This is a genomic window from Ramlibacter sp. (genome assembly GCF_035627355.1).
Taxonomy (GTDB): domain Bacteria; phylum Pseudomonadota; class Gammaproteobacteria; order Burkholderiales; family Burkholderiaceae_C; genus Ramlibacter.
The window spans coordinates 18,631-42,141 of record NZ_DASPLW010000015.1 but is presented as its reverse complement, the minus strand read 5'-3'; the positions used below and the strand labels follow the sequence as shown (position 1 = coordinate 42,141).

General features: G+C 69.1%; 17 protein-coding genes. 2 read left to right on the top strand and 15 right to left on the bottom strand.

The features are described from left to right. Positions 1–26: 26 nt before the first annotated feature. The 8 genes from rng to VEC03_RS05505 are packed head-to-tail and all read right to left on the bottom strand — an operon-like array spanning position 27 to position 6,830. Positions 27–1,511: a ribonuclease G gene (gene rng, locus VEC03_RS05540; protein ID WP_324913359.1), complete on the bottom strand. Its 1,485-nt coding sequence runs from the start codon at positions 1,509–1,511 to the stop codon at positions 27–29. A gap of 25 nt (positions 1,512–1,536) precedes the next feature. Further along, positions 1,537–2,142 (bottom strand): Maf family protein, encoded by a 606-nt coding sequence (locus tag VEC03_RS05535; protein ID WP_414708461.1) that lies wholly within the window; start codon positions 2,140–2,142, stop codon positions 1,537–1,539. After that, positions 2,135–2,602 (bottom strand): 23S rRNA (pseudouridine(1915)-N(3))-methyltransferase RlmH, encoded by a 468-nt coding sequence (gene rlmH / locus VEC03_RS05530; RefSeq protein WP_324913354.1) that lies wholly within the window; start codon positions 2,600–2,602, stop codon positions 2,135–2,137. Before rlmH ends, VEC03_RS05535 begins: the two co-directional genes overlap by 8 nt. After that, a complete protein-coding gene (gene rsfS / locus VEC03_RS05525; protein WP_324913352.1) occupies positions 2,599–3,306 on the bottom strand; it encodes a ribosome silencing factor in 708 nt (235 codons plus the stop codon). The genes rlmH and rsfS overlap by 4 nt, the downstream gene beginning before the upstream one ends. Further along, the gene (nadD, locus tag VEC03_RS05520) at positions 3,306–3,920 is read right to left on the bottom strand and encodes a nicotinate-nucleotide adenylyltransferase (RefSeq protein WP_414708460.1); all 615 of its coding nucleotides are present in this window, start codon (positions 3,918–3,920) and stop codon (positions 3,306–3,308) included. The genes rsfS and nadD overlap by 1 nt, the downstream gene beginning before the upstream one ends. Next, positions 3,911–4,822, bottom strand: a complete 912-nt coding sequence (hemF, locus tag VEC03_RS05515; RefSeq protein WP_324913349.1) for an oxygen-dependent coproporphyrinogen oxidase — start codon at positions 4,820–4,822, stop codon at positions 3,911–3,913. Before hemF ends, nadD begins: the two co-directional genes overlap by 10 nt. After that, a complete protein-coding gene (purD, locus tag VEC03_RS05510; RefSeq protein ID WP_324913348.1) occupies positions 4,822–6,102 on the bottom strand; it encodes a phosphoribosylamine--glycine ligase in 1,281 nt (426 codons plus the stop codon). Before purD ends, hemF begins: the two co-directional genes overlap by 1 nt. After that, complete coding sequence (locus VEC03_RS05505; RefSeq protein WP_324913346.1) at positions 6,099–6,830, bottom strand: YebC/PmpR family DNA-binding transcriptional regulator; 732 nt, start codon at positions 6,828–6,830, stop codon at positions 6,099–6,101. The genes purD and VEC03_RS05505 overlap by 4 nt, the downstream gene beginning before the upstream one ends. A gap of 74 nt (positions 6,831–6,904) precedes the next feature. On the opposite strand from VEC03_RS05505, the gene VEC03_RS05500 reads away from it, so the two are divergent. Then, the gene (locus VEC03_RS05500) at positions 6,905–8,413 is read left to right on the top strand and encodes a helicase HerA-like domain-containing protein (protein WP_324913344.1); all 1,509 of its coding nucleotides are present in this window, start codon (positions 6,905–6,907) and stop codon (positions 8,411–8,413) included. A 112-nt stretch (positions 8,414–8,525) separates the two neighbouring features. Here VEC03_RS05500 and tolA read toward each other — a convergent pair whose 3' ends face one another. From tolA to VEC03_RS05485, 3 genes are all read right to left on the bottom strand, one after another. Further along, positions 8,526–11,633, bottom strand: a complete 3,108-nt coding sequence (gene tolA, locus VEC03_RS05495; RefSeq protein ID WP_324913342.1) for a cell envelope integrity protein TolA — start codon at positions 11,631–11,633, stop codon at positions 8,526–8,528. Positions 11,634–11,869: 236 nt separating this feature from the next. Further along, the gene (locus tag VEC03_RS05490) at positions 11,870–17,734 is read right to left on the bottom strand and encodes a filamentous hemagglutinin N-terminal domain-containing protein (protein WP_324913340.1); all 5,865 of its coding nucleotides are present in this window, start codon (positions 17,732–17,734) and stop codon (positions 11,870–11,872) included. 55 nt (positions 17,735–17,789) lie between these two features. Next, positions 17,790–19,295: a ShlB/FhaC/HecB family hemolysin secretion/activation protein gene (locus VEC03_RS05485; RefSeq protein WP_324913338.1), complete on the bottom strand. Its 1,506-nt coding sequence runs from the start codon at positions 19,293–19,295 to the stop codon at positions 17,790–17,792. Between the two features lie 487 nt (positions 19,296–19,782). Between VEC03_RS05485 and VEC03_RS05480 the strand changes: the two genes are divergently transcribed. After that, the gene (locus VEC03_RS05480) at positions 19,783–20,148 is read left to right on the top strand and encodes a hypothetical protein (RefSeq protein WP_324913336.1); all 366 of its coding nucleotides are present in this window, start codon (positions 19,783–19,785) and stop codon (positions 20,146–20,148) included. Positions 20,149–20,184: 36 nt separating this feature from the next. On the opposite strand, the gene VEC03_RS05475 is transcribed toward VEC03_RS05480, so the two are convergent. From VEC03_RS05475 to VEC03_RS05460, 4 genes are read right to left on the bottom strand one after another with little or no spacing between them, the layout of a single operon-like run. Beyond that, positions 20,185–20,574: a DUF4280 domain-containing protein gene (locus tag VEC03_RS05475; protein ID WP_324913334.1), complete on the bottom strand. Its 390-nt coding sequence runs from the start codon at positions 20,572–20,574 to the stop codon at positions 20,185–20,187. A gap of 9 nt (positions 20,575–20,583) precedes the next feature. Continuing rightward, the gene (locus VEC03_RS05470) at positions 20,584–20,847 is read right to left on the bottom strand and encodes a hypothetical protein (protein WP_324913332.1); all 264 of its coding nucleotides are present in this window, start codon (positions 20,845–20,847) and stop codon (positions 20,584–20,586) included. A gap of 46 nt (positions 20,848–20,893) precedes the next feature. Next, positions 20,894–21,421: a DUF4123 domain-containing protein gene (locus VEC03_RS05465; protein ID WP_324913330.1), complete on the bottom strand. Its 528-nt coding sequence runs from the start codon at positions 21,419–21,421 to the stop codon at positions 20,894–20,896. 10 nt (positions 21,422–21,431) lie between these two features. Next, a complete protein-coding gene (locus tag VEC03_RS05460; protein ID WP_324913329.1) occupies positions 21,432–23,474 on the bottom strand; it encodes a type VI secretion system Vgr family protein in 2,043 nt (680 codons plus the stop codon). Positions 23,475–23,511 lie beyond the last annotated feature (37 nt).

The window sequence follows — 23,511 nt, the reverse complement described above, 5'->3', positions numbered from 1 at the left end:
TAGTGGCTGGGTCGCCACCCCTTTCGTTACATCAGCACGATGTCGTACTGCTCCTGCCCCATGCTGCTTTCGCTCTGCAGCGAGATCGGCTTGCCGATGAAGTCGGACAGGCCCGCCAGGTGCTGGCTTTCCTCGTCCAGGAACAGCTCCACCACCTTGGGCGAGGCGACGATGCGGTACTCGCGCGGGTTGAACTGGCGCGCCTCGCGCAGGATCTCGCGCAGGATGTCGTAGGCCACGGTGCGCGGGGTGCGCACCTGCCCTGCCCCGCGGCAGCACGGGCAGGGCTCGCACAGCATGTGGGCCAGCGACTCCCGGGTGCGCTTGCGCGTCATCTCCACCAGCCCCAGCTGCGAGAAGCCACCGGCCATGGTCTTGACCCGGTCGCGCGCGAGCTGCTTGCGGAACTCGGCCAGCACCGCCTCGCGGTGGTCCTCGCGCTGCATGTCGATGAAGTCGACGATGATGATGCCGCCCAGGTTGCGCAACCGAAGTTGCCGCGCGATCGCGTGTGCGGCCTCGAGGTTTGTCTTGAAGATGGTGTCGTCGAAGTTGCGCGCGCCGACGAAGCCGCCGGTGTTGACGTCCACCGTGGTCAGCGCCTCGGTCTGGTCCACGATCAGGTAGCCGCCCGATTTCAGGTCCACCCGGCGGCCCAGCGCGCGCGTGACTTCCTCGTCGATGTTGAACAGGTCGAAGATCGGCCGCTCGCCCTTGTACAGCGCCAGCCGCTCGGCGGCCTGCGGCATGAACTCGCGCCCGAAGGCCTGCAGCAGCGCGAACTGCTCGCGCGAATCGATGCGGATGGTCTGCGTCTCCTCGGTCACCAGGTCGCGCAGCACCCGCTGCAGCAGGCTCAGGTCCTGGTGCAGCAGCGAGCCCGCGGGCTGGCGCGTGGCGGCCTCGCGGATGCGCGACCAGGTCTTGCGCAGGTAGGCGATGTCGTCGGCCAGTTCGGCGTCGCTGGCGTCCTCGCCGTTGGTGCGCAGGATGAAGCCGCCGCCCCCACCGGTGGCCGGCGTGCCCACCAGCGCCTGCAGCCGGCTCCGCAGGGCATCGCGCTGCTCGTGCGGGATCTTCTGCGACACACCCACGTGGTCGTCCTGCGGCAGGAACACCAGCAGCCGGCCGGCGATGCTGATCTGGGTAGACAGGCGCGCCCCCTTGGTGCCGATCGGGTCCTTGATCACCTGCACCATCAGCGGCTGGCCCTCGAAGACGCGCTTCTCGATCGGGACCGGGGGCTGGCCCGGACGGCCGTTGCCGTGCTCCTCGTGCGGGCGCGAGCCGTGCAGGTCGGCCACGTGCAGGAAGGCCGCCCGCTCCAGGCCGATGTCCACGAAGGCCGACTGCATGCCGGGCAACACCCGCGCGACCTTGCCCAAGTAGACGTTGCCGACCAGCCCGCGCTCGAGCGTGCGCTCGACGTGCAACTCCTGCACGGCGCCGCTCTCCACGATAGCGACGCGGGTCTCCTGCGGGGACCAGTTGATCAGGATGTCCTGCTGCATGGGGCGGGGGCTGGGTTTGCTGGGGCTAGACCTCGAATCCGAAGGACTGCAGCAGAAGCGCAGTTTCGTGCATCGGCAAACCCATGATGCCCGAGTAGCTGCCGCTGATGCGGGAAATATACGCGGAGGCCCGGCCCTGGATCGCGTACGCGCCGGCCTTGCCCAGGGGCTCGCCGGTGGCCACGTAGCGGCGGATCTGCGACGGCGTCAGGCGCGTGATGCTCACGTGCGAGTCGCTGAGCGCCTCTCGGCGCGTGCGGCCCCGCTGGATGGCCACCGCCGTCAGCACCCGGTGGCTGCGGCCCGACAGCTCGCGGAGCATGGCGGCCGCCTCGGCCTCGTCGGCGGGCTTGCCGAAGAGGACGCGGCCCAGCGACACCGTGGTGTCCGAGCACAGGACCGGCGCCGGCGGCAGGCCCCGGCGCTGCAGGCGCTCCATCGCCGCATCGAGCTTGAGCCCGGTGACGCGGCGCACGTAGTGGGCCGGTGCCTCGCCGGGCAACGCCGCCTCCAGCGCTTCGGTGTCCTCGTCCGGGTCCGGCAGCAACAGTTCGTGGTGCACGCCCAGCTGCTCCAGCAACTGGCGGCGGCGGGGACTCTGGGAAGCGAGGTAGATGAAGGGGCTATTCACGGTGGTAGGGGTGCCCGGCATTGATGGACCAGGCGCGATACAACTGCTCGACCAGCAGCACCCGCACCATCGCGTGCGGCAAGGTCAGGTCCGACAGGCGGATGCGCTCGTGGGCGGCGGTGCGGAAAGCGGGGGCCAGGCCATCGGGGCCGCCGATGGCCAGCACCACGTCGGCGGCCTCGAGTTGCCAGTCCTTCAGCCGTGCAGCCAGCGCCGCGGTGGTGAGCGCGGTGCCGCGCTCGTCCAGCGCCACCACGCGCGCGCCGCGCGGGATCGCCGCTTCGATGCGCGCACGCTCGGCGGCCTGCAGCTGTTCCACGGTGCGCGAGCCACGCGGCTCGGTCTTGACCGCCTTCAGCTCGACGCGCAGCTCGGGCGGAAAGCGCTTGGCGTAGTCGTCCCAGGCCGTGGCCGCCCAGTCGGGCACGCGCTGGCCCACGGCGACCACCAGCAGCCTCATGCCTTGCGGGCAGGCGACCGAGGAGCGGACTTGCGAGCGGGGGTCTTGGCGGCCGCGGTGCGCGCGGAGCCGGTGGACTTGGCGGGTGCCTTGGCCGGCGCTGAACGAGTGGCCGTCTTCTTCGCGGCAGCGGGCCTAGTGCCAGCGGTGGTCTTGCGGACCACGGCCGGCTTGCCGTTCGCCGACTTCGCCGTGGCCTTCTTCGCGGGCGCCGCCTTCCCATCGAGCTTGTCGGCCTGCGCCGCGGCCGCCTTGGCGGCACTGCTGCGCTTGAGGCTGCCGGTGCCGGCCGCCTTCTTCGCCGCGGGCGCTGGAGTCGCGGCCTGCGGCTTGGTGGCGCCGAACTTCATGCGCACCGGCTTCTCGCCCCAGATCTCCTCGAGGTGGTAGTAGTTGCGGATGGCCGGCTGCATGATGTGGGCGACGGCCGGGCCGCAGTCCACGATGATCCACTCGCCGTTCTCCTCGCCCTCGACCCGCGGCTTGGGAAAGCCGGCATCGCGCACCGCATCGCGCACGCTGGCGGCCAGCGCCTTGGTCTGCCGGTTGGAGGTGCCCGAGGCCACGATCACCCGCTCGAACAGGGGCGAGAGGTGCTCGGTGTCGAAAACCTGGATGTCCTGCGCCTTCACGTCCTCCAGGCCATCGACGATGGCTCGCTGGAGTCGCTGGGTGTCCTTCTTTGCGCTGCTGGCTTGGGTCATCAGGTCCTGGAATAGAGGTGGTGCCGGGCAATATAACGTGCGACGCCGGCCGGAACCAGCTCGGCGATGTCCTGCCCCGCCTGCACCCGCGACCGGATCTGGGTGGCGCTGACCGGCATGGTGGGCAGCTCGACGGCCACGTAGCGCCCCCCGGGCAGCGTCGAGGCGTCGAAGGGCGGCGCGTCGGGATCGGGCCGCGCGCGGGCGGCCACGGCCAGCGTGGCCAGCTGCATGATCGCTTCGCTCTCGCGCCAGCCGTGCAGCGCCTCGGCCTGGTCGGCGCCGATCACCAGGAGCAGCTCGGCGTCCGGCCGCTCGGCGCGCAGCTGCCGCAGCGTATCGATGGTGTAGGTCGGGCCTTCACGGCGCAGCTCGCGATCGTCCACGACGGCCTTCGGCAGCCCGGCGAAGGCTTCGCGCGCCATGGCCAGCCGGTGCTCGCCGGGGCTCAGCGCCCGCGCCTTGTGCCAGGCTTGCCCGGTCGGGAACACACGCAGCTCGTCCAGCCGCAGTTGATCGATGGCCGCTCGGGCCAGCGCAACGTGCGCGAGGTGCGGCGGGTCGAAGGCGCCGCCGAAGACGCCCAGGCGGTACGCTGCGGTGGTCAAACCCACTCCCGCGGCGGCAGGAACCGGGTGTAGAGCTCGGCCTCGGGGCTGCCGGGCTCGGGCTCCTGGCGGTAGGCCCAGCTGCACTGCGGCGGCATGGACAGCAGGATGGATTCGGTGCGCCCGCCCGACTGCAGCCCGAAGTGCGTGCCGCGGTCCCACACCAGGTTGAACTCCACGTAGCGGCCCCGGCGGTACAGCTGGAAGGCGCGCTGGCGGTCGCCGTACGGCATGTCCTTGCGCCGCTCCAGGATAGGCAGGTAGGCGGCGAGGAAGGCGTCGCCGACCGAGCGGATCAGCGCGAAACCGCCGTCGAAGCCGAGGTCGGACACGTCGTCGAAGAAGATGCCGCCGATGCCGCGCGCCTCGTTGCGGTGCTTCAGGAAGAAGTACTCGTCGCACCACTTCTTGTAGCGGGGGTAGCGGTCGAGGCCGAACGGCTCCAGCGACTGCTGGCAGACCCAGTGGAAATGCTGCGCATCCTCCTCGAAGCCGTAGCACGGCGTGAGGTCCATGCCGCCGCCGAACCAGAAGGCCGGCTGGCCGCCTGCGGGCGCCGCCGAGATCATGCGCACGTTCATGTGCACCGTCGGCGCGTACGGATTGCGGGGGTGGAACACCAGCGAGACGCCGAGTGCCTCGAACGGCGCGCCGGCCAGTTCCGGTCGGTGCTGGGTGGCCGAAGGCGGCAGCCGCGGGCCGCGCACGTGCGAGAAGCCGCAGCCGGCGCGCTCCAGCACCGGGCCCTGCTCCAGGATCTTCGTCAGGCCGTTGCCCTGCAGCGGCTCGCCCGGCGCCTTCTCCCACGCGTCGGCCAGGAAGGGCGTGCCGTCGATGGCCGTGCAGGCCGAGGTGATGCGCTCCTGCAGGCCCAGCAGCCAGGCGCGGACGTCGTCGACGGCCTGCATCACGCGTGGGCGGCGCGGTGGCCGATGTCGCGGCGGTACTGCGCGCCGTCGAAGTGGATGGCCTGCACCGCCTGGTAGGCTCGCTGCTGCGCCGACTTGACGCTGTCGGCCAGGGCGGTGACGCACAGCACACGGCCGCCGCTGGTGACCAGTTGCCCGTCCTTCATCGCCGTCCCGGCGTGGAACACCAGGGTGTCGGCGCTTTCCTTCGGAATGCCGCCGATCGCATCGCCCTTGCGCGGGTCGAGCGGATAGCCGGCCGCCGCCATCACCACGCCCAGCGCGGTGCGGCGATCCCAGTCCAGCTCGACACGGTCGAGCGTGCCGGCGGTCGCCGCTATCAGCACGTCGTACAGGTCGGACTTCAGGCGCATCAGGATCGGCTGCGTTTCAGGATCGCCCATGCGGCAGTTGAATTCCAGCGTCTTGACGTGGCCCTCGCGGTCCACCATGAGGCCCGCATACAGGAAGCCGGTGTAAGGCAGGCCGTCGGCGGCCATGCCGCGCACCGTAGGCAGGATGATCTCGCGCATCGCCCGCGCATGCACGGCCGGCGTGACCACCGGCGCCGGCGAGTAGGCACCCATGCCGCCGGTGTTGGGGCCGGCGTCGCCGTCGAGCAGGCGCTTGTGGTCCTGGCTGCTGGCCAGCGGCACCACGTTGCGGCCGTCGCACAGCACGATGAAGCTGGCTTCCTCGCCCTGCAGGAACTCCTCGATCACCACCCGCGCGCCGCCGGCGTTGTGGGCGACGCCCAGCCGGTTGTCCAGCAGCATGAAGTCGATGGCCTCGTGCGCCTCGGCAGCGGTCATCGCCACCACCACACCCTTGCCGGCCGCCAGCCCGTCGGCCTTGACCACGATGGGCGCGCCCTTGCGGTCCACGTACGCGTGGGCCTCGCCCGCATCGGTGAAGGCCTGGTACTCCGCGGTGGGAATGCCGTGGCGCTGCATGAAGGCCTTGGAGAAGGCCTTGGAGCTTTCCAGCTGGGCGGCCGCCTTGGTGGGCCCGAACACCCGCAGCCCGTGGGCGCGGAAGTCGTCGACCACGCCGGCCGCCAGTGGCGCCTCCGGCCCCACCACGGTCAGCGCGATCTTCTGCGCCAGCGCCCAGTCCCGCAGCGCAGCCAGGTCGGTGATCGGCACGTTCTCCAAACGCGGGTCGAGCGCAGTGCCGCCGTTGCCGGGCGCCACGTAGACCGTCTGCAGCTTGGGCGACTGCACCAGCTTCCAGGCCAGCGCGTGCTCGCGGCCGCCGCCGCCGATGACGAGGACCTTCATGCTTCGGAGGGCAGCGAGGCGTTGTGGAAGACGTCCTGCACGTCGTCCAGGTCTTCCAGCATGTCCAGCAGCTTCTGCATGCGGACGGCATCCTCGCCGGCGAGCTCGATGGTGTTCTCGGGCCGCATGGTGACCTCGGCCACCTCGGGCTTGAGGCCGGCGGCCTCCAGCGCGTTGCGGACCGCCTCGAAATCGCCCGGTGCCGTGAGCACCTCGATCGCGCCGTCCTCATCGGTGATCACGTCCTCGGCGCCCGCCTCCAGCGCGACCTCCATGACCTTGTCCTCGCTGGTGCCGGGCGCCAGGATGATCTGGCCCACGTTGCGGAACTGGAAGGCCACCGAACCCTCCGAGCCGAGGTTGCCGCCGAACTTGCTGAACGCGTGGCGCACCTCGGCCACGGTGCGGACCTTGTTGTCGGTCATGGTGTCGACGATCACCGCGGCGCCGCCGATGCCGTAGCCCTCGTAGCGGATCTCCTCGTAGCTCACGCCCTCGAGGTTGCCGGTGGCCTTGTCGATGTTGCGCTTGATGGTGTCGGCCGGCATGTTGGCCGCCTTGGCCTTGTCCACCGCCAGCCGCAGCCGTGGATTGGTGTTGAGGTCACCTCCGCCCTGCCGGGCCGCCACCATGATCTCGCGGATCACCCGCGTCCAGATCCGGCCGCGCTTTTCATCCTGCCGGCCCTTGCGGTGCTGGATGTTTGCCCATTTGCTGTGTCCGGCCACTTCGCTCTTCCTTTCGCCCCTGAAATGCGCTGTGCATTGCTATATTGCTGCGGTCCCCATTCTACTTTTCACCTATGGCCGAACCCTTGACGATCGCCAGGCACGGCGGCATCGAATGCGTGCTGCTGCCGGGCCTGGCCAACCGCCACGGCCTGATCACCGGCGCCACCGGCACGGGCAAGACGGTGACGCTGCAGACCTTGGCCGAGAACTTCTCGCGCATCGGCGTGCCGGTGTTCATGGCCGACGTGAAGGGCGACCTCACAGGCATCAGCCAGGCCGGCCAGATGCCGGAGAAGATGGCCAAGGTGGTGCAGGAGCGCGGCCTGCCCCTGCCGGAGCCCGCCGCCTGCCCGGTCACGCTCTGGGACGTGTTCGGCGAGCAGGGCCACCCGGTGCGCGCCACCGTGTCGGACATGGGCCCCCTGCTGCTGTCGCGCATGCTGGACCTCAACGACACCCAGGCCGGCGTGCTCAACATCGTGTTCAGGATCGCCGATGACAACGGGCTGCTGCTGCTGGACCTGAAGGACCTGCGCGCGATGCTGCAGCACGTGGGCGACAACGCGGCGCAGTTCCGCACCGAGTACGGCAACATCAGCGCCGCCAGCGTGGGCGCCATCCAGCGCGGGCTGCTGCAGATCGAGTCGCAGGGCGGCGACCGCTTCTTCGGCGAGCCGATGCTGGACATCGGCGACTTCATGCAGGCCGTCGACGGCCAGGGCGTGGTCAACATCCTGGCGGCCGACAAGCTGCTGAGCTCGCCCCGGCTGTACGCCACCTTCCTGCTGTGGATGCTGTCCGAGCTGTTCGAGCAGCTGCCCGAGATCGGCGACCCCGACAAGCCCAAGCTGGTGTTCTTCTTCGACGAGGCCCACCTGCTGTTCAAGGACGCGCCGGCGGTGCTGGTCGAACGCATCGAGCTGGTGGTGCGGCTGGTGCGCTCCAAGGGCGTGGGCGTGTATTTCGTGACCCAGAACCCGCTGGACATCCCCGACTCGGTGCTGGCGCAGCTGGGCAACCGCGTGCAGCACGCCCTGCGCGCCTACACGCCGCGCGACCAGAAGGCGGTGAAGGCGACCGCGCAGACCATGCGCCAGAAGCCCGGCCTGGACATCGAGACGGCGATCACGGAGCTGGCGGTTGGCGAGGCGCTGGTCAGCCTGCTGGACGCCAAGGGCCGCCCCAGCGTCACCGAGCGGGTCTACGTGCTGCCGCCCGGCAGCCAGATCGGCCCGATCACCCCGCAGCAGCGGCAATCGCTGATCGCGGGTTCGCTGGTGGCGGGGACCTACGACAAGGTGCAGGACCGCGAGTCGGCCTACGAGAAGCTCAAGCAGCGCGCCGAGCAGGCGCCCTCCCCAGGGTCCTCGGGCGGCGGTGGCGCGACGGACAAGGCCGCCGGCAGCTCGATGGGCGGCCTGGGCGACATCCTGTTCGGCTCCACCGGCCCGCGCGGCGGCAAGCGCGAGGGCATGGTCGAAGCCATGGCCAAGTCGGCCGTGCGCACCATGGGCAGCACGGTGGGCCGGGAGATCATCCGCGGGGTGCTGGGGAGCCTGCTGGGCGGCCGGAAGCGCTGATCGGACCGCGGCGCTGGTCGCACAGAACATTCGTCTCCGACGGAAGCGCGAATCCGGGGTTCCGGCGCCTGCCCCGCCCCGTTCACGCGGCGGGGGGCTGACCCGCCGAGACTTACTTGCAGTCGTTGGCCGTGGCGCCGGCCTTGAGCGCCACCGGCCCGCTGATGCACTCGCCCAGCTTGACGGCCGTGTTGTTCCACTTGTTGGCTTCGACCTGGTCGCGGCCGACGCCGAGCTGGCCCTTGCCGTAGATCTCGCCCAGCCGCTTGGCGGCCGCCCCGCTGCCGGCGGCCGCCGCCTTCTTGTAGGCACCGACGGCTTCGCTGCCGCGGCCGGCCTGCTCGGCCTGCTGGGCCTGGGCCAGCAGCTGGGCCGGGTTGGCACTCGCCTTGGCCTTGGCTTCGGCTTCTGCCTTCGCCTTGGCTTCCGCTTCCGCCTTGGCCTTGGCTTCCGCATCGGCCTTCGCCTTGGCTTCGGCCTGCCGCTTCGCCTCCGCATCCGCCCGGGCCTTGGCTTCGGCGTCGGCCCTGGCCTTTGCTTCCGCGTCCGCCCTGGCCTTGGCTTCGGCATCCGCCTTGGCCTTGGCTTCGGCCTGGCGCCTGGCCTCCTCGGCCTTGCGCGCTTCTTCCTGCTTCTTCGCCTCGTCCTGCTTCTTCGCGTCCTGCAGCTTGCGCGCTTCCTCTTCCTTCTTCCGGGCTTCCTCGGCCTTCTTCCGGGCCTCTTCTTCCTTCTTGCGCGCCTCTTCTTCCTTCCTGCGGGCCTCCTCGGCCTTCTTCGGATCTTCCTGGCGGGCCGCCGGCTCCACCGGAGGCGGCGCGATCGGCGCCGGCGCCACGACCGGCGGCGCGGGCCTGGCCGGTTCGTCCATCCGGGGCACCTCCGGCGGCTTCACCGTCGCCTTCGCAACCGTCTCGTCCTTCGGCTTGTCGCCGCCGGACATCATCATCACGCCACCGCCGATCAGGCCCAGGACGACCACGCCGGCGATCGCCATGGGCACGGCCTTGGACTTGGGCTGGGGCGCCGGCGAAGCCGCGGCTGGCGCGGGTGAACGGGCCGCCGCTGCCGCAGGCGCAAGCTCCTGGGCCCGGTCCTGCTCGGCCGCCTTGCGAGCGGCCTGCTCGGCGGCCTGTCGCGCCGATTCCGCCGCCTTCGCTTCCGCTGCCTTGCGGCGCGCTTCTTCATCCGCCTTGGCGCGGGCTTCGGCCTCCGCCTTGCGGCGGGCTTGCTCCCGGGCCTTCGCCTCCGCGTCGGCCTTCGCCTTGGCCTCCGCCTCCGCCTGTCGCCTGGCTTCCTCTGCCCTCGCCTTCGATTCCGCTTCGGCCCTGGCCTTGGCTTCAGCCTCGGCCCTGGCCTTCGCTTCGGTCTCTGCCTTCGCCCTGGCTTCGGCGTCGGCCCTGGCCTTGGCCTCCGCGTCGGCTTTCGCCTTCGCCTCGGCTTCGGCCTTGCGCCGGGAGTCCTCCTCCGCCTTCCGGCGCACCTCGGCATCGGCGACGCGGCGGGCTTCTTCCTCGGCCTTGAGTCGGGCTTCCTCCTGCGCCTTCACGCGGGCCTCTTCGGCGGCCCGCGCCCTGGCTTCCTCTTCCGCCTTCCGGCGCGCCTCTTCCTGGGCCTTGCGCTGGGCTTCGGCTTCCGCCTGCCGGCGGGCCTGCTCCTCGGCTGCCGCCCGGCGGGCCTGCTCCTGCGCCTCGCGCTGCGCCTCGGCGGCCTTGCGCTCGGCTTCCAGCCGCTCGACTTCCCTGGCGGCCGCGGCTGCACGGGCTTCGGCCGCACGGGCCTCCTCGGCCGCACGTGCCTGCTGTTTCGCGCGCTCGACCGCATCGGCGGCCTGGGCGGCGCGTGCCGCGACGGCATCGGCCTGGGACGGCACCGACGCCGGAGCTTGTGTTGCGCGGGCGATGGCCTCCCGAGCCGCCGGCATGACCGTGGCGTCGTTGGGCGAGACCACCACCTGCTTGTCGGACAGCTTCAGGCTGCCCGACAGGCCGGCCGTGCCCGAGGTCCCCGAAGTTCCGGAACTGCCCGAGGTGTCCGAGACGCCGGAGGTCCGCGACAGGTGTCCCGGCAACCGGGTGGCTTCGGCGTCCTCCTCGTCCGGACCGGGTGCGGTGCGCGCCGCAGGCTCCGCCGGACCGGGCTCGTGCCCCAGCTTCTTCAGTCGGCGCTGCGCGAGGGCCGCGAACTTGCCGTTGGGGAATTGGTCGAGGAAATCGACGAAGTCGCTGGCGTCCTCGGAGTCCTTGATGTCCTTCCAGTACTCGAGCTCCAGCTCGAGGTTGATGGTGGACGGTGCAGTGCCCGCACTGGTGTCGGCGGGGCGCGCCGCCGCCGGTGCCGGCGCGGGCGTCGCGGTGGCCCCCGCCCCGCCTCCGGTGGCGCTGCCGCCGCCGCGGTGACCGGCCGACTTGAGCGCGACGGCGAACTCCCGCGCCGACGAGAAGCGCTCCTCGCGGTTCTTGGCCAGCGCCTTGGCCACCACCGCATCGAGTGCCTTGGGCAGCCGCGGGTTGTGGTAGGTCGGCGGCGGCGGAACCGTGCTGACGATCTGGTGGATGATGGCGAACGGGTTGTCACCGTCGAATGGCCGCACCCCGGTCAGCAGCTCGTACAGCACGATGCCGGTGCTGAACAGGTCGGAGCGCGAGTCCACGCGCTGGCCCTGAGCCTGCTCCGGCGACATGTAGCGCGGCGTGCCGATGCCGCCGGCACCCAGCTGGGTCTTGTTGGCGGCGTCCGGGTCCTGGATGCGGGCCACGCCGAAGTCGGTGAGCTTGACCCGCCCCTTCTCGATCAGCATGTTCGCCGGCTTGATGTCCCGGTGCACGATGTTGTTCTCGTGCGCATGGTCCAGCGCGGACAGCAGGTCCAGGATCATCGCCATCGCCGCCTGCGGGCTGTAGCGCTCGCCGCGGTCGAGGTGGTCCTTGAGGTCGTCGCCCTCGATGTACTGCATCACCAGGAAGGCGATGCCTTCGTGCCGGCCGAAGTCGAACACCGGCACGATGTTGGGGTGCAGCAGCCGCGCGGCGGCCAGGGCTTCCGTGCGGAAGCGCGACTCGTACTCCTCGGCCGCCTTGGAGTCGAGGTTCTCGACGATGATGGTCTTGATCGCCACCCGGCGCTGCAGCACCGAGTCCTTGCCCTCATAGACCAGGCCCATCGCGCCCTTCCCGAGGGTGCGAATGATGTCGTAGCGGCCGAGTTTCTTGACGACGGTCACAAAGGGCGGACGGGCGGGGTTCAGCCGAGTTTAAGCTCTGCCGTCTCCTGCGGCCAGCACGATGGAACGCCCTCCACGGAAGAAGTCACGGCTTGCGGCACGAGTGAAGCGAATGCGCATCGGATGGGTGCGCCGCCATTGCCGGATGCCCACCAGGATTGCGCCGAAGGCATTGCTCTTCCCAGGAAAAAAAGAGGGCGCCGAAGCGCCCTCTTGCGTAGCGGCTGGTCGCCGTATCAGTTGCACTGCTGCGAGTTGGCTTGCTCGCCGGCGCACTTGGGCAGTTTCACGGCCAGGTTGCTGAAGCTCAGGGGGGCGATGATGCCCTCCATGTCGATGCCGCCGAACAGGACCAGGTCCTCCACGGCGCCGATGCCGACGTTGCGCTTCAGCTCGTGCAGGAAGTCGCGCACCATCTCGGCGCGGCTGGCACCGACGCCGTCGGCCGCGTCGTTCAGGAACTTGCGGGTCACGGCATCGGAGCTGACGTTGCCGGCCAGCCAAGCCTTGAACGCGCCGTTGATGGTGACGCTCAGGTTCGGCGTACCGGCGTTGATCCACATCGGATCGGTCTCGGTGTTCACGTCGCCCTCGTCCACCTGCATCGTGATGCCGCCAGTGGCCAGGATGCCCTTCTGGCCATTGCGCTCGGTCGACGAGTTCAGGAAGCGAACGCCGCCCTCGGCCACCCTCACCGTGAGCTTCGCGAGCTGCGACAGGTTGGCCGCGTCCACGGTCAGTGCCCCGGCGGAGTTCAGCGTCACGTTGGCGCCCGAGTCGACCATCATCTGGTTGACCACGAACGGGGTCTCGGCACTGAAGTCCGTCAGGGTGACGCTGCTCGCGCTGCCGTCGACCTTCACGGATCCCTGGTAGTTGCCCGACACATCCACGGTGCCGGTGTCGGTCATCCGGAACGTGGTGCCGTCACCGATCGTCGTCGCGTCCGCGTTGGTGGACGTCAGGCTGCCCGCCGCCTCCAGCGTGGAGTTGGCGGCGGTGCTCAGCGCACCGGTGTACGACTGCGCGCCCGTGGTCGTGACGTTGCCGCCGTAGCTGGCCGTGCCGCTGCTGGTGATGCTGCCGGCGGAGATGTCGCCGGTGGCCGTCAGTGTGCCGCTGTTGGTCACGGCGCCGCCGGCCAGCGCCTGGGCCGCAGCACCGGTGTCCAGCGTGGCGCCGGCGGCGATGCCGACCGAGTTGGCGGCGGTCAGGCGGTTGGCGGTGTTGCCCAGGGTAAGCGTGCCGCCCTCGATGTTGACCGTCGATGCCGCCGAGGTGCCAGCCAGGCTGGACGCGCCGCCGACTTGCGTCAGGGTGCCCGCACCCAGGGCGCCGTTCACGGTGGCGCTCGTGAGGTTGTAGCCACCAGTGGACGTCAGCACGCCGGTGCCGTTGACCGTGCCTCCGTTGACGTTGAGCTTGCCCACCGTCTCGGCGTTCGCGCCGGTATCCAGCGTGCCGGTCACGTTGACGGTGGCGCCATCGGCGATCTGGTTGGCATTGCCCAGCTTCAGGTTGCCTTGGGCATTGACGACCGGGGTCGTCAGCGCGCCGGCGCCGGTGAGCGTCGTCGATCCCTGCGTCGTCAGGCTGGCCACCGTGGTGGCTGCGCCCAGGCTGAGGTTGCCATTGGTCTTGACCGTCAGATCCTTGTTGCCGCCGAGGCCGGCAGCCAGGATGACGTTGCTGCCGCTCTCCAGGGTGGTCGCCGCTGCCGTCTGGGTGACGGCGTCGTCGTAGGTCTGGGCACCGCTGGTCTTGATGCTGGCGGCACCGATGCTGGTGCTGCCGGCGGCATCGGTCGTCAGCGAGGCAACGTCCACGTTGCCGTTCAGCGTGGTCGTGCCGGCACTGTTGATGGTCAGCGCCTGGGCGCCTCCGACCGTGTTGCCGAAGCTCACATTGGCACCGGCCGTGGTGGTAGCCGCAGCCAGGGTGACCGCGCCCGTGTACGTCTGGTTGCCCGTGCTGTTGATCACGCCGCTGAGCGTGGTCGCCGCCCCGCCGTCGGTGATGGTGCCTGCCACGATTCCGCCCACAAGGCCGGTGATCTTGGAGGTGGCCGTGCCCTGAAGGTTGTACACGCCCTGGAAGCCTACCCCATCAGCCGAGCCGCTGTTGACACCCGTGATGTTGATGTCGCTGCCGGTCAGGGTTGTGGCTGCGTGGTCATTCGCGGAGATCAGCTCGATGTTGGTGAACGAGCCCATGCCAGTGGCCGTGCCTGCGGCGGTGTTGATCGCAAGCGGCCCGGTCTTGGCGGTCAGGTCAATCGTGTCGCCAGGCGCAGTCGTCGGGTCACCACCGTCGACGGTACCGGTGAGCGAGCCGGCGTCGGCAAAGACGAACGTGTCCTTGCCTGCCCCGCCGGTCAGGTTGGCCACGCCCGTGAAGTTGATATTGGCCACGTCTACCGCACCGACGCCGACAATGCTGAACTTGGTATCGGCATCCGAACCCACCACCGTGCCGGCCGCCGTCACGCTTTCGATACCCGAGGCGGCGATCTTGTTGGCCGTCACCGCGTTAGCGCCGTCGATCACGTAGCTGCTCGTGGCACCCGTCAGCGTATCGCCCACAGCGGCCGTCGCGTCCAGCTTGTTGACTCCGGTGAACGCGATACTGTTGGCGGTGAGCGCGTTGTCGCCATTGATCGTGTAGGTCGTGCCCGTTGCCGAACCCACCACCGTGCCGGCGTTGGTCACGTTCTCGATGCCCGTGGCAGCGATGCCATTGGCCGTCACCGCGTTGGCGCCATCGATCTGGTAGCTGGCCGCACCGGTGAACGTGTCACCCGCCGCCGCCGTCGCATCCAGCTTCGTCACGCCCGTGAACGCGATCTTGTTGGCCGACAGCTTGTTCGCACCGGCCGTCGTGTCGTACACCGTCGCCGTCGCCGAGCCCACCACCGTGCCGGCCGCCGCCACGCTGTCGATGCCGGTGAAGTCGATGTTGTTGGCCTTCACGGCGTTGTCGCCCGTGAGCACGTAGTCGGTCGTCGCGCCCGTCAGCTCGTCGGTCGCAGCCTTGGCGTCCAGGTTCGTCACCCCGCCGAACTTGATGTTGTTGGCCGTCAGCGCGTTGTCGCCGGTGATCGTGTACGTCGTGTCCGCCGCCGAGCCTTCCACCGTGCCGGCCGCAGTCACGCTGTCGATGCCGGTGAAGGCGATCTTGTTGGCCCCCACAGCGGTGTCACCGGCAATCACGTAGCTGGTCGTCGCGCCCGTCAGCTGGTCAATCGCGCCCTTCGCATCCAGGTTCGTCACTCCGCCGAATGCGATGTTGTTGGCCGTAACCGCGCTGTCGCCTGTGATCGTGTACGTCGTATCCGCCGCCGAACCCACCACCGTGCCGGCGTTGGCGACGTTCTCGATGCCCGTGGCCGCCACCGTCTTGGCCGTCACTTCCTTGTCGGTGCCCGTCAGCTCGTACGTGGTCGCCCCGCTGAGCGTGTCGCTGCCCGCACCGGCGTTCAGGTTCGTCACCCCGCTGAAGGCAATGCCTGCCGCCGTCACGTCACCGTCCGCAGCACCCAGCACGTAGCTGGTGCCCGTCGCCGAACCCGTGATCGTGCCCGTGCCGGTCACCACATCGACGCCCTTGGCCGTGATGCTGTTGGCCTGCACCTCGTTGGCAATGCCCGTCAGCGTGTACGTGGTCGCACCCTTGAGCGTGTCGACACCGCCCTTCGCATCCAGCGTGTTCACCCCCTCGAAGGTGATGGACGCCACCGTCACGGCGTTGTTAGCGCCCGTGACATACGTCGTGTCCGTGGCCGAACCCACCAGGGTGTCCGTGCCGGTCACCTTCTCGATGTTCCTGGCCTTGATGCCGTTGGCCAGCACCTCGTTGGCATTGCCCGTCAGCGTGTACGTCGTGGCGCCGCTCACCGTGTCGCTGCCGGTGCCTGCATTGATCGTTCCGATGCCGCTGAAGGAGATGCCGCCGGCGCTCACCGAATTGTCGCCACTCGTGGTGTACGTCGTGTCGCTGGACGTTCCCTGCAGCACGTTGGAGGTGCCTGTGCCCGTCACTTTCTCGATGCCGGTTGCCGAGAACAGGCTGCCGACGCCGACTTCCTTGTCCGTGCCCGTCAGCACGTAGGTGGCGCCTGCCGGCGCCTTGAGCTCGTCCACGCCCGAGCCGCCGACGATGGTGACCGTGTTGCCGGGGTCCGCACTGAAGTCGAAGATGTTGCCGGAGGTGCCGCCGGTGACGCTCACCTTGCCGCCCGCGCCGGCCATCATGACAGCCTTCGAGGTGAAAGTCCCCGCGGCGAAGTCGCCGACGCTGATGTTGACGTTCTTCCCGGCCTCGGAAGCCATCACGGTGGCGTTGATCGCGACGTCCTTGCCGCCGATATTCACGTTGCCGGTGCTGCTCACGGCGTTGTTCACGGTGACGGTGCCCGTCCAGCCGTTCGCGAAGAGATTGAGCGCACCGGTTCCGTTGGTGAAGGACGTGGTTGTGTTGACCGTGATGTTCCGGTGCGCGGAGAAGGTCAGGATGCTGCCTGTCCCGCCCGCATCGAACACGATCGCCCCGCCCGCACCGTCGAAGGTGATGTCACCGCTGCCAGCGCCGATCGGACTGGTCTGGACGACGACGTTGCTCGCTGCCAACTGGGCATTGATCGTCGCGTCGGAAATCACGGACGGACCCGGATCCGAGCTGATCACTTGGAATTCGGCCGGATTGGAGGCGTCGAAATCGATGAAGGAATCTGCGACACCGGTCGCGTCGTGGACAACCCTCAAGTCAGTCGGGTCGAGCAACAGCGTGCCCGTCTGGCCCTGCGGGGCGCGCAGGTCCGCACCGCCCTGGAAGGCGAGATGGTTCTTGCCCGAGACTTCGCTGAAACCGCCATCGCCACCGGCGGCACCGCCCCGCGCGGAAATCTGCCCCGCAAAGCGGGTGGTGTCGTCTGCCCACACGATGACGCGGCCGCCATCACCCTGGCCGGTCGCATCGGCATTGACGGTCGCACTCCGATCCACCAGGGTGACCAGGGCGTTCTGCTCGGGCCCATTCCCCTGGTAGTTCCCGCCCACCAGCACCGTCCCACCGCCGGCATCGCCGCTGGCGTCCACCTTCGCGCCGGCCATCAGCCCCACGCGATCACCCAGTACCTTCACCGTGCCGCCGGTTTCGCCGGCGTTGTCGCCCCTGGCTTCGATCGTGCCGCTCACCTTGACGATGCCGGTGGCGCCGCCGCTCAGGGTCACGACGCCGTTGTTCTCGGCCACCGAGTTGGCGCGGATCACGCCCGACTGGTTGATCACGGTCGGCAGCGTGTCCGACACCGCGCTGGCCAGCATGGCCACCTGGCCGCCTTCGGCCACGAGCGTGCCACTGTTGGAAGCGGCGGCGTCGACGGCCGCGCCATCCACGGAGAACTTCACCAGCCCGGCACCGGCCGGATCCACCGTCACGCGCGAGCCGGCCAGCAGGCCGATCGAGCCGCCCTGCGCCGCTTCGATGGTGCCGGCGTTGGCAACCTTGGCGCCCGCCAGTGCCACGTAGCCGGCGCGGATCATGCCGTTGTTGACGACGCTGGCACCGCTGTTGCCGCTGAAGGTGTACTTGCCGGCCAGGAAGTCGGCGTTGCTCAGGTTCAGCGTCGAGGCCACCAGCCCGCCGACGTTGACCTGCGCACCCGGCGCGAACAGCACGCCGTTCGGGTTGACCAGGAACACCTGGCCGTTGGCCGAGAGCGAGCCGAAGATCGAGGACACATCACCGCCCACCACCCGGTTGAGCGCCACCGAGGAGGCGCCCGGCTGCAGGAACTGCACCGACTGCCCCGACCCGATGGAGAAGCTCTGCCAGTCGATCACCGCCTTGCTGGTGCCCTGGTTCAGCACCATCGAATTGGCGTTCGGCGTGTTGATTGTGACGGCACCGGACTGCACCACGCCGCCCTGAGGCAATGCGAACACCTGCGCCGCATAGACGCCCAGCAGCGCCGCGAGCAATCGGGAGAAGAGTCGACCGCCGATGCGCACGCGGTAGGTCGCGCGCAGCTTGCGGGAGATCTGGACGATGACGGTGCGGATGCGGGAACCGCGGGTGGCCTTGGCGTGGGAACGGTTGTTCATGTGCCTTCCTTCGTACTGCTCGGGTGATTTGTTCGGATCAGGGGGTTGGCGTCGCTTACAGCCACTTCTGGAGGGAAACCCAGACGCGCGGGTTCTTGTCGGGGTCGGTGGCAGGCGAACGGTCCAGGCGCCAGGCCAGTTGCGTGGTCAGCAGCCAGTTGCCGAAGGTGCCGGCGGTCAGGCCGATGCCGGCGGACTTGAGCGTCTCCGACTCCTGCGCCGCGAACGGCGTGCCGCCCTCGTTGAAGCGCACGTAGCCCCAGTCGTAGAACACGCTGGCGCGCAGCGGGACGTCGAAGGTCCAGTCCCACTTGGGCAGCTGGTGGCTGTACTCGAGCTGCACGATGGCGCCGGTGTCGCCCACGCCCTCGCCGGTGGGATAGCCGCGCACCCCGGACGGGCCGCCCAGGCCGATCTTCTCGGCCGAGGTCAGGTTCTTGGACGCCAGCTGCCCCTGGAACGAGCCGCTCAGGCGACCCTCGGCCGACACGAACGTGGTGCGCAGGTACTCGATGTTCAGCTTGTTGAACGAGCCGGCGGTGCGCAGGCCCGCGGCACCCTGGTCGATGGCCAGCGTCGCCGGGTCGAGCTTGAGTTCGCCGACGGTCAGGTGCGCTGCGTAGCTGTTGAACGAGGCGCCCAGGGCCTCGTCCACCCAGTTGCCCAGCAGGCTGAAGCGCAGCGAATCGACCTGGCGGTCGGCCGCGCTGGGCGGCACGGTGGTGAGGTCGGTCAGTTCCTTGCGCTCGTAGGTGACCGCGCCCAGCAGGTTCTTCATCCGCGAACGGATGATGGGCTGCGTCAGCGAGATGCCGTAGATCGTCGCCTCGCCGGTGGCCCCCAGCGCCGCGAACTGCTTGCCCAGGCTGTATTCGGTCCGGGTGACGTTCAGCCCCAGCTTGGTGGCGTAGCCGTTCAGCGCGGTGCTGTAGCCGATGCGGTACAGCTCGGAGCCGGTGCGCTCGCTCACCTGCACCCGCGCGCTGAGCACGTCGCCGCGGCCCAGAGGGTTGTTCAGGTTGGCGTTGGCGAACACGCGGCTCTGGCCGGCGCTGCGCACGCCGAAGTTGTCGGCGCCGATGGAGCCGTCCATCTTCGGGCCGGCGGACTTGACCAGCACGGTGATGTCGGCCTCGCCGGTGTTGGCGCCCGGCTCCACCGATGCCGTGGCGTCGAAGCCGATCAGGTCGCGCAGCAAGAGCACCGGCTTGTCCAGCGAGGTCTCGCTGATGGGGTCGCCGGTCTTCAGGTGGTTGTGGACGATGGCGCTGGCCAGCGACTCGGAGATGCCCTGGTCCTCGACCCGGACGTTGACCTTGCCGACGCGCGCTTCGAGCACCTGGATGGTGACCGTGCCGCCCTCGGCCTGGAACTGCTGCTCAGGCAGGTAGGCCTCGGTCAGCAGGTAGCCGCGTTCACGGTAGTAGCCGCGCACCGCCTGGGCGGCCTTCAGCAGGCCTTCCATGTCGGTGGACTTGCCGACGAACGGGGCCACCAGTGGCTGCAGTTCGCTCTCGGGATACAGGGTGTTGCCCTGGATGCGGAACGCGGCCGGCGTCATGCGCACCGTCGTCGCGAACGGAGCGGCAGCGGGCGCCTGCGGGACCACTGCGGTCGGAGCGCCGCCGGGTGCCGGCAGCGCGGGCAGCTGGCTGGGCTGCTCCAAAAGAGTGCCTGCGTCCGGCCGGACCTGCTGGGCAAGGACGGGAAACGAGCAAAGCGTGGCCGCGGCGACTGCCACCCAATTCTTTTTTCTCAAAGCTGACTCCTCTGGAGAGATCTCTACTGTTCAGCCGCGGACTCTTACATCCGTTTACGTTAGTGTCAATCGCCCGTTTTGGGAATGTCGGCTGGAATAGACACGGGAGCGAAATACCCCGCCGCAACCGCCTCGACCACTCCTCATTTGGGTAATGCAACCAAGCCCGTGCGTACGCCCAGTGGCGCTGCTGCACTCACTTACACCTGTATCATCCGTGGCGTCGAAACCGGCGGCTTGCCGTCCGGTTTCGGCCTCGATTCCCGCCGGAACGAACAGGAGTCCTTCCATGAGCACTTTTGCAGTCGTTGGCCTTGCCGCCGTCCTGCTCGTCGGCACCCAGAACAACCCGCCGCCCGGTCCGGCAAGCCATGCCCGGCTGACCGCGCCGACGGTGGTGGACAGCCAGTCGGCCCAGTGGCAGCAGGCGCTGGCGCGGGCGCGCGCCGCCGAGATCGAGGGCAAGCTCGTGGAGGCCGTCCGCAGCTACCGCGAGGCGGCGGCCTCGGGCAGCGGCGGCGCCGCCAAGCGCCTGGGAGAGATCTACGCCCGCGGCGCGCCGGGCATAGACCGCGACATGGCGCAGGCCCTGCGCTGGAACCAGCAGGCCATCGAGCGGGGCGAAACGGTCGCCCAGGCGATCCGGCTGCGCTGATCGCCTGCCCTGCCCCGCCCCGCCGGGGCGCTTCGATCAGGGAATGACGTGGGTCGCCTGCCCGGGTGACACCACGCTGATCGTGCCGGCCCAGACGCAGGCCAGCTTGCACGTGTTGTCGAGCGACGGCGCGTTCGCCAGCAGCACCGTGGTGGCGCCGGGCGTCCAAGGCGCCGGGGTGTTCGGCACGCAGGGCATCGGCGTCAGCACGCCCTGCGCAGCCGAGGTGGCCGCGGCCACGGTCGGATTGGCCAGGCTGCGGCACATGCCGAACGGCAGGATGTTCACCATCGGCTTGTGGTCCATGATGTTCGCCGCGGGCTGGTTGCCCGAGAACACCCGGTTGACCGGCAGCACCACCAAGGCGCTAGGCGCCGTGCCCTGGGAGCACGCGAGTTGGGCTGTGTTGACGACCTGCAGGGGCATGGCGCGGCCTTAATCCTTCACGTCGACCATGCGTTCCGACCCGACCGCATGGGTGATGGCCAGGTCGGCAGCAACCGATTCGCGCCGGGTCAACCCGACGTAGAGCCGGGCCTTGCCGAGCCGGGCCTGTGCCAGGGCGGATGCCGGGATCAGCACCCGGTTGCCCTCGACGGTGCAACGCAGCACGACGCCCCAGCGGGACGCTCCATCGCCGCCGGTGAGTTCCACGCACAGGCGTTCGTTCGCGCCCGGCGCCGGCCCGTCGAACCGCACTTGTCGTCCTCGATGGCAATCGTCATCGTGCCTGGCTTCCGCGTCCTCACCCGGCCGTCACCAGCTTGCCGGCCTGCCGGCTGCAGGTGACCGTCCGCCCGGCCGAATCGACCAGGATCAGCTGCTCCACCGGCCCGAAGAAGGCCTCCAGCTGTCCGGCATCGAAAACCTCGAGCACATCCGGCAGCACGCGCGGGTCGTAGTAGCGGAAGAACAGGGGATTGCCCTCAGGTCCGTACACCACGTTGTGCTTGCGGAAGTGGCGGTGCAGCTCCGCAAAGGTCAGCGCCTGCATGGACAGCGCCGGCAACACCAGCATGCCCAGATGGGCGCGCAGCAGCTGGTCCGCCGTGTTCCGCACCATGTCGTCCCAGCCGGCCAGGCGCGCCAGGTAGGGGGCGACGTCCCCCAGCTCGGTGGCCAGGTCGCCGGTGAACAGGCATTCCAGTTCGGAGAAGGCCTCGCGCGGAATCCCGGCGGCGCCCTGCTCCAATCCCGCTGCATCGAGCAACATGTACGGGGCGGGGCGTTGCGCGTCGCGCCAGCTGGTCCAGAGATCCGACAGTTGTGCCATGCAGCGCCCGTCAGTCGTTGCAGATCTCGCAGAACGGCGTGGACGACGCCCGGGCCGCCTTCAGCGCCGCCGCCTTCTTCGACCACGGCTTGTCCGTCCCGCCCACCGAGTCGTGCGCCTTCTCGGTGTTCTTCGGCGCCTTGGGCGACGCCCCGCTGCCGCTGCCGGCCGAGCCGCCGGAGTTGACCATCACCATCGGTCCCTTGATGTAGACGCCACTGGCGTTGATGTCGATGAAGCTGCCGCCGACCTTGAGCGAGAGCCGGGCGCCGGCCTCCAGCACCAGCGTCGTGCCGGCTTTCATGTGGATCTCCTGGCCGGCGTCCACCGCGAACCGGGTGCCCGCCTTGCCCTGCCAGTCCTGGTCCACCTTCAGGTGGACGCCGCCGCCGACCTTGGCGATGTCGTCGCCCTTCACGTCCCGGTGGGTGTCGGCTTCCAGCTTCTCGAGCACGTCCTTCTTCACGTTCAGGTGGCTCTCGCCGCCCACGTACTCGGTGCGCTTGTCCTTGGTGTAGAGGGTGTGGTCCTTCTCGGCGTGGATGTAGACCTCTTCGCTGCCCTTCTTGTCCTCGAACCGCAGCTCGTTGAAGTTGGAGGCCCCGCCGCCCTTGCTGCTGCGCGTCTTGAAGCCCCAGCGCGTCTTCTCCTCGGGCAGCTTCCAGGGCGGCAGGTTCTCGCCGTTGTAGACGCTGCCGGTGACGATAGGCCAGTCCGGGTCGCCCTCGAGGAATTCGACCACCACCTCCTGCCCCAGGCGCGGCAGGGCCCAGGCGCCATACCCGTTGCCCGCCAGCGACTGCGACACGCGGATCCAGCAGCTGCTGTTCTGGTCGGCCTTGCCGTAGCGATCCCAGCGGAACTGGACCTTGATGCGGCCGTACTTGTCGGTGTAGATCTCCTCGCCCGAGGGACCGACCACGACGGCAGTCTGTGGGCCCTGCACCACCGGCTTGGGCGTGATGCGCGGCGGCCGGTACTGCTGCCGGGCGGGGATCGCCGTGATGCTGCTGCTGAACTCGAAGCCTTCGCTGGAGCCGCTGGTCTCGGCGTTGCCCGTGGCGGAATAGATCGCGCCCACGACCAGGTGCTTGGTGTTGTGCGCCTCGACCGGGTGGCGCGAGAGCTGGAACACGCAGCCGGGCTGGAAACCGCGGACGTTGCCCGAGCCCGAGAAGACCAGGTGCTGCGCGTGCAGTTCGTCGATGCGGATGCGCGCGTAGTGGTCGCCGTCGGCCGGGTCGTCGTACTCGGCCGGGTAGTCGAAGAACTCCAGGTCGTTGAACGGGTGGTCGCCGGACTTGTCGGCGAAGGTCAGCAGGTTGGTCCTGGGCGTCAGCGGGTTGTAGTCGTCGACCGTGTAGCGCCCCGGCTGGATCTCCTGCTGCCCGAACCAGGTGTTGAGCATCTCCGCTTGCGACCGGTCCTCCTGGTCGAACCGGATCTCCTCGAAGCCGGGGTACGGCTGGTGGCTGCTGCTGTTGTTGACGAGCGTGATGGCGTGCTTGCCGTTCTCGTGCTCGACGAACCAGTAGATGCCCTCCTGCTCCATCAGGCGGCAGACGAAGTTGAAGTCCGTTTCCCGGTACTGGCAGCAGAACTCCCATTCGGGAAAGCTGCCGGTGGTCTTGTTCCGGAAGCTGGCCAGGCCGCCGTAGGCCTTGAACACCTCCTCCACGATCTGGGGCACGGTCTTGTTCTGGAAGATCCGGCTGTTCGACTGGCGGGAGAGGAACCACAGCCACGGTTGGACCGTGGCTTCATAGACGTAGGTGCGGGTCTGCTTGACGCCGTCGATCGAGTCGCGCTGCTCGGTCACGCCGCTCCAGCGCGTGACGTAGCCGTTGAAGTAGCGCGCCTTGCCCTGGTGCAGTTCGACCCGCACGGTGACGTTCTGGCCGAGCATCTTGCGCGCCGAGATGTCGGGCTCCTTGCACTTCAGGCGCAGCGTGAACTGGCTCAGCCTGGACAGGTGCTCCTGGCCGCTGAATTCGATCAGCAGGAAGGCGCCAGGCCCCAGCGGTGTCTCGATGTCGAGGGAACGTGCTGCCATGGTTCAGCTTTCAAGTCGGGGTCGCAGTGTGCCCACC

Bases quoted from the DNA above. Each gene is read 5' to 3' on its own strand.
- VEC03_RS05475 (WP_324913334.1), bottom strand. From the start codon at position 20,574: ATGCCCCTGCAGGTCGTCAACACAGCCCAACTCGCGTGCTCCCAGGGC.
- VEC03_RS05490 (WP_324913340.1), bottom strand. From the start codon at position 17,734: ATGAACAACCGTTCCCACGCCAAGGCCACCCGCGGTTCCCGCATCCGC.
- purD (WP_324913348.1), bottom strand. From the start codon at position 6,102: ATGAAGGTCCTCGTCATCGGCGGCGGCGGCCGCGAGCACGCGCTGGCC.
- VEC03_RS05480 (WP_324913336.1), top strand. From the start codon at position 19,783: ATGAGCACTTTTGCAGTCGTTGGCCTTGCCGCCGTCCTGCTCGTCGGC.
- rlmH (WP_324913354.1), bottom strand. From the start codon at position 2,602: ATGAGGCTGCTGGTGGTCGCCGTGGGCCAGCGCGTGCCCGACTGGGCG.
- rng (WP_324913359.1), bottom strand. From the start codon at position 1,511: ATGCAGCAGGACATCCTGATCAACTGGTCCCCGCAGGAGACCCGCGTC.
- hemF (WP_324913349.1), bottom strand. From the start codon at position 4,822: ATGCAGGCCGTCGACGACGTCCGCGCCTGGCTGCTGGGCCTGCAGGAG.
- rsfS (WP_324913352.1), bottom strand. From the start codon at position 3,306: ATGACCCAAGCCAGCAGCGCAAAGAAGGACACCCAGCGACTCCAGCGA.
- VEC03_RS05460 (WP_324913329.1), bottom strand. From the start codon at position 23,474: ATGGCAGCACGTTCCCTCGACATCGAGACACCGCTGGGGCCTGGCGCC.
- VEC03_RS05465 (WP_324913330.1), bottom strand. From the start codon at position 21,421: ATGGCACAACTGTCGGATCTCTGGACCAGCTGGCGCGACGCGCAACGC.
- VEC03_RS05500 (WP_324913344.1), top strand. From the start codon at position 6,905: ATGGCCGAACCCTTGACGATCGCCAGGCACGGCGGCATCGAATGCGTG.
- VEC03_RS05485 (WP_324913338.1), bottom strand. From the start codon at position 19,295: ATGACGCCGGCCGCGTTCCGCATCCAGGGCAACACCCTGTATCCCGAG.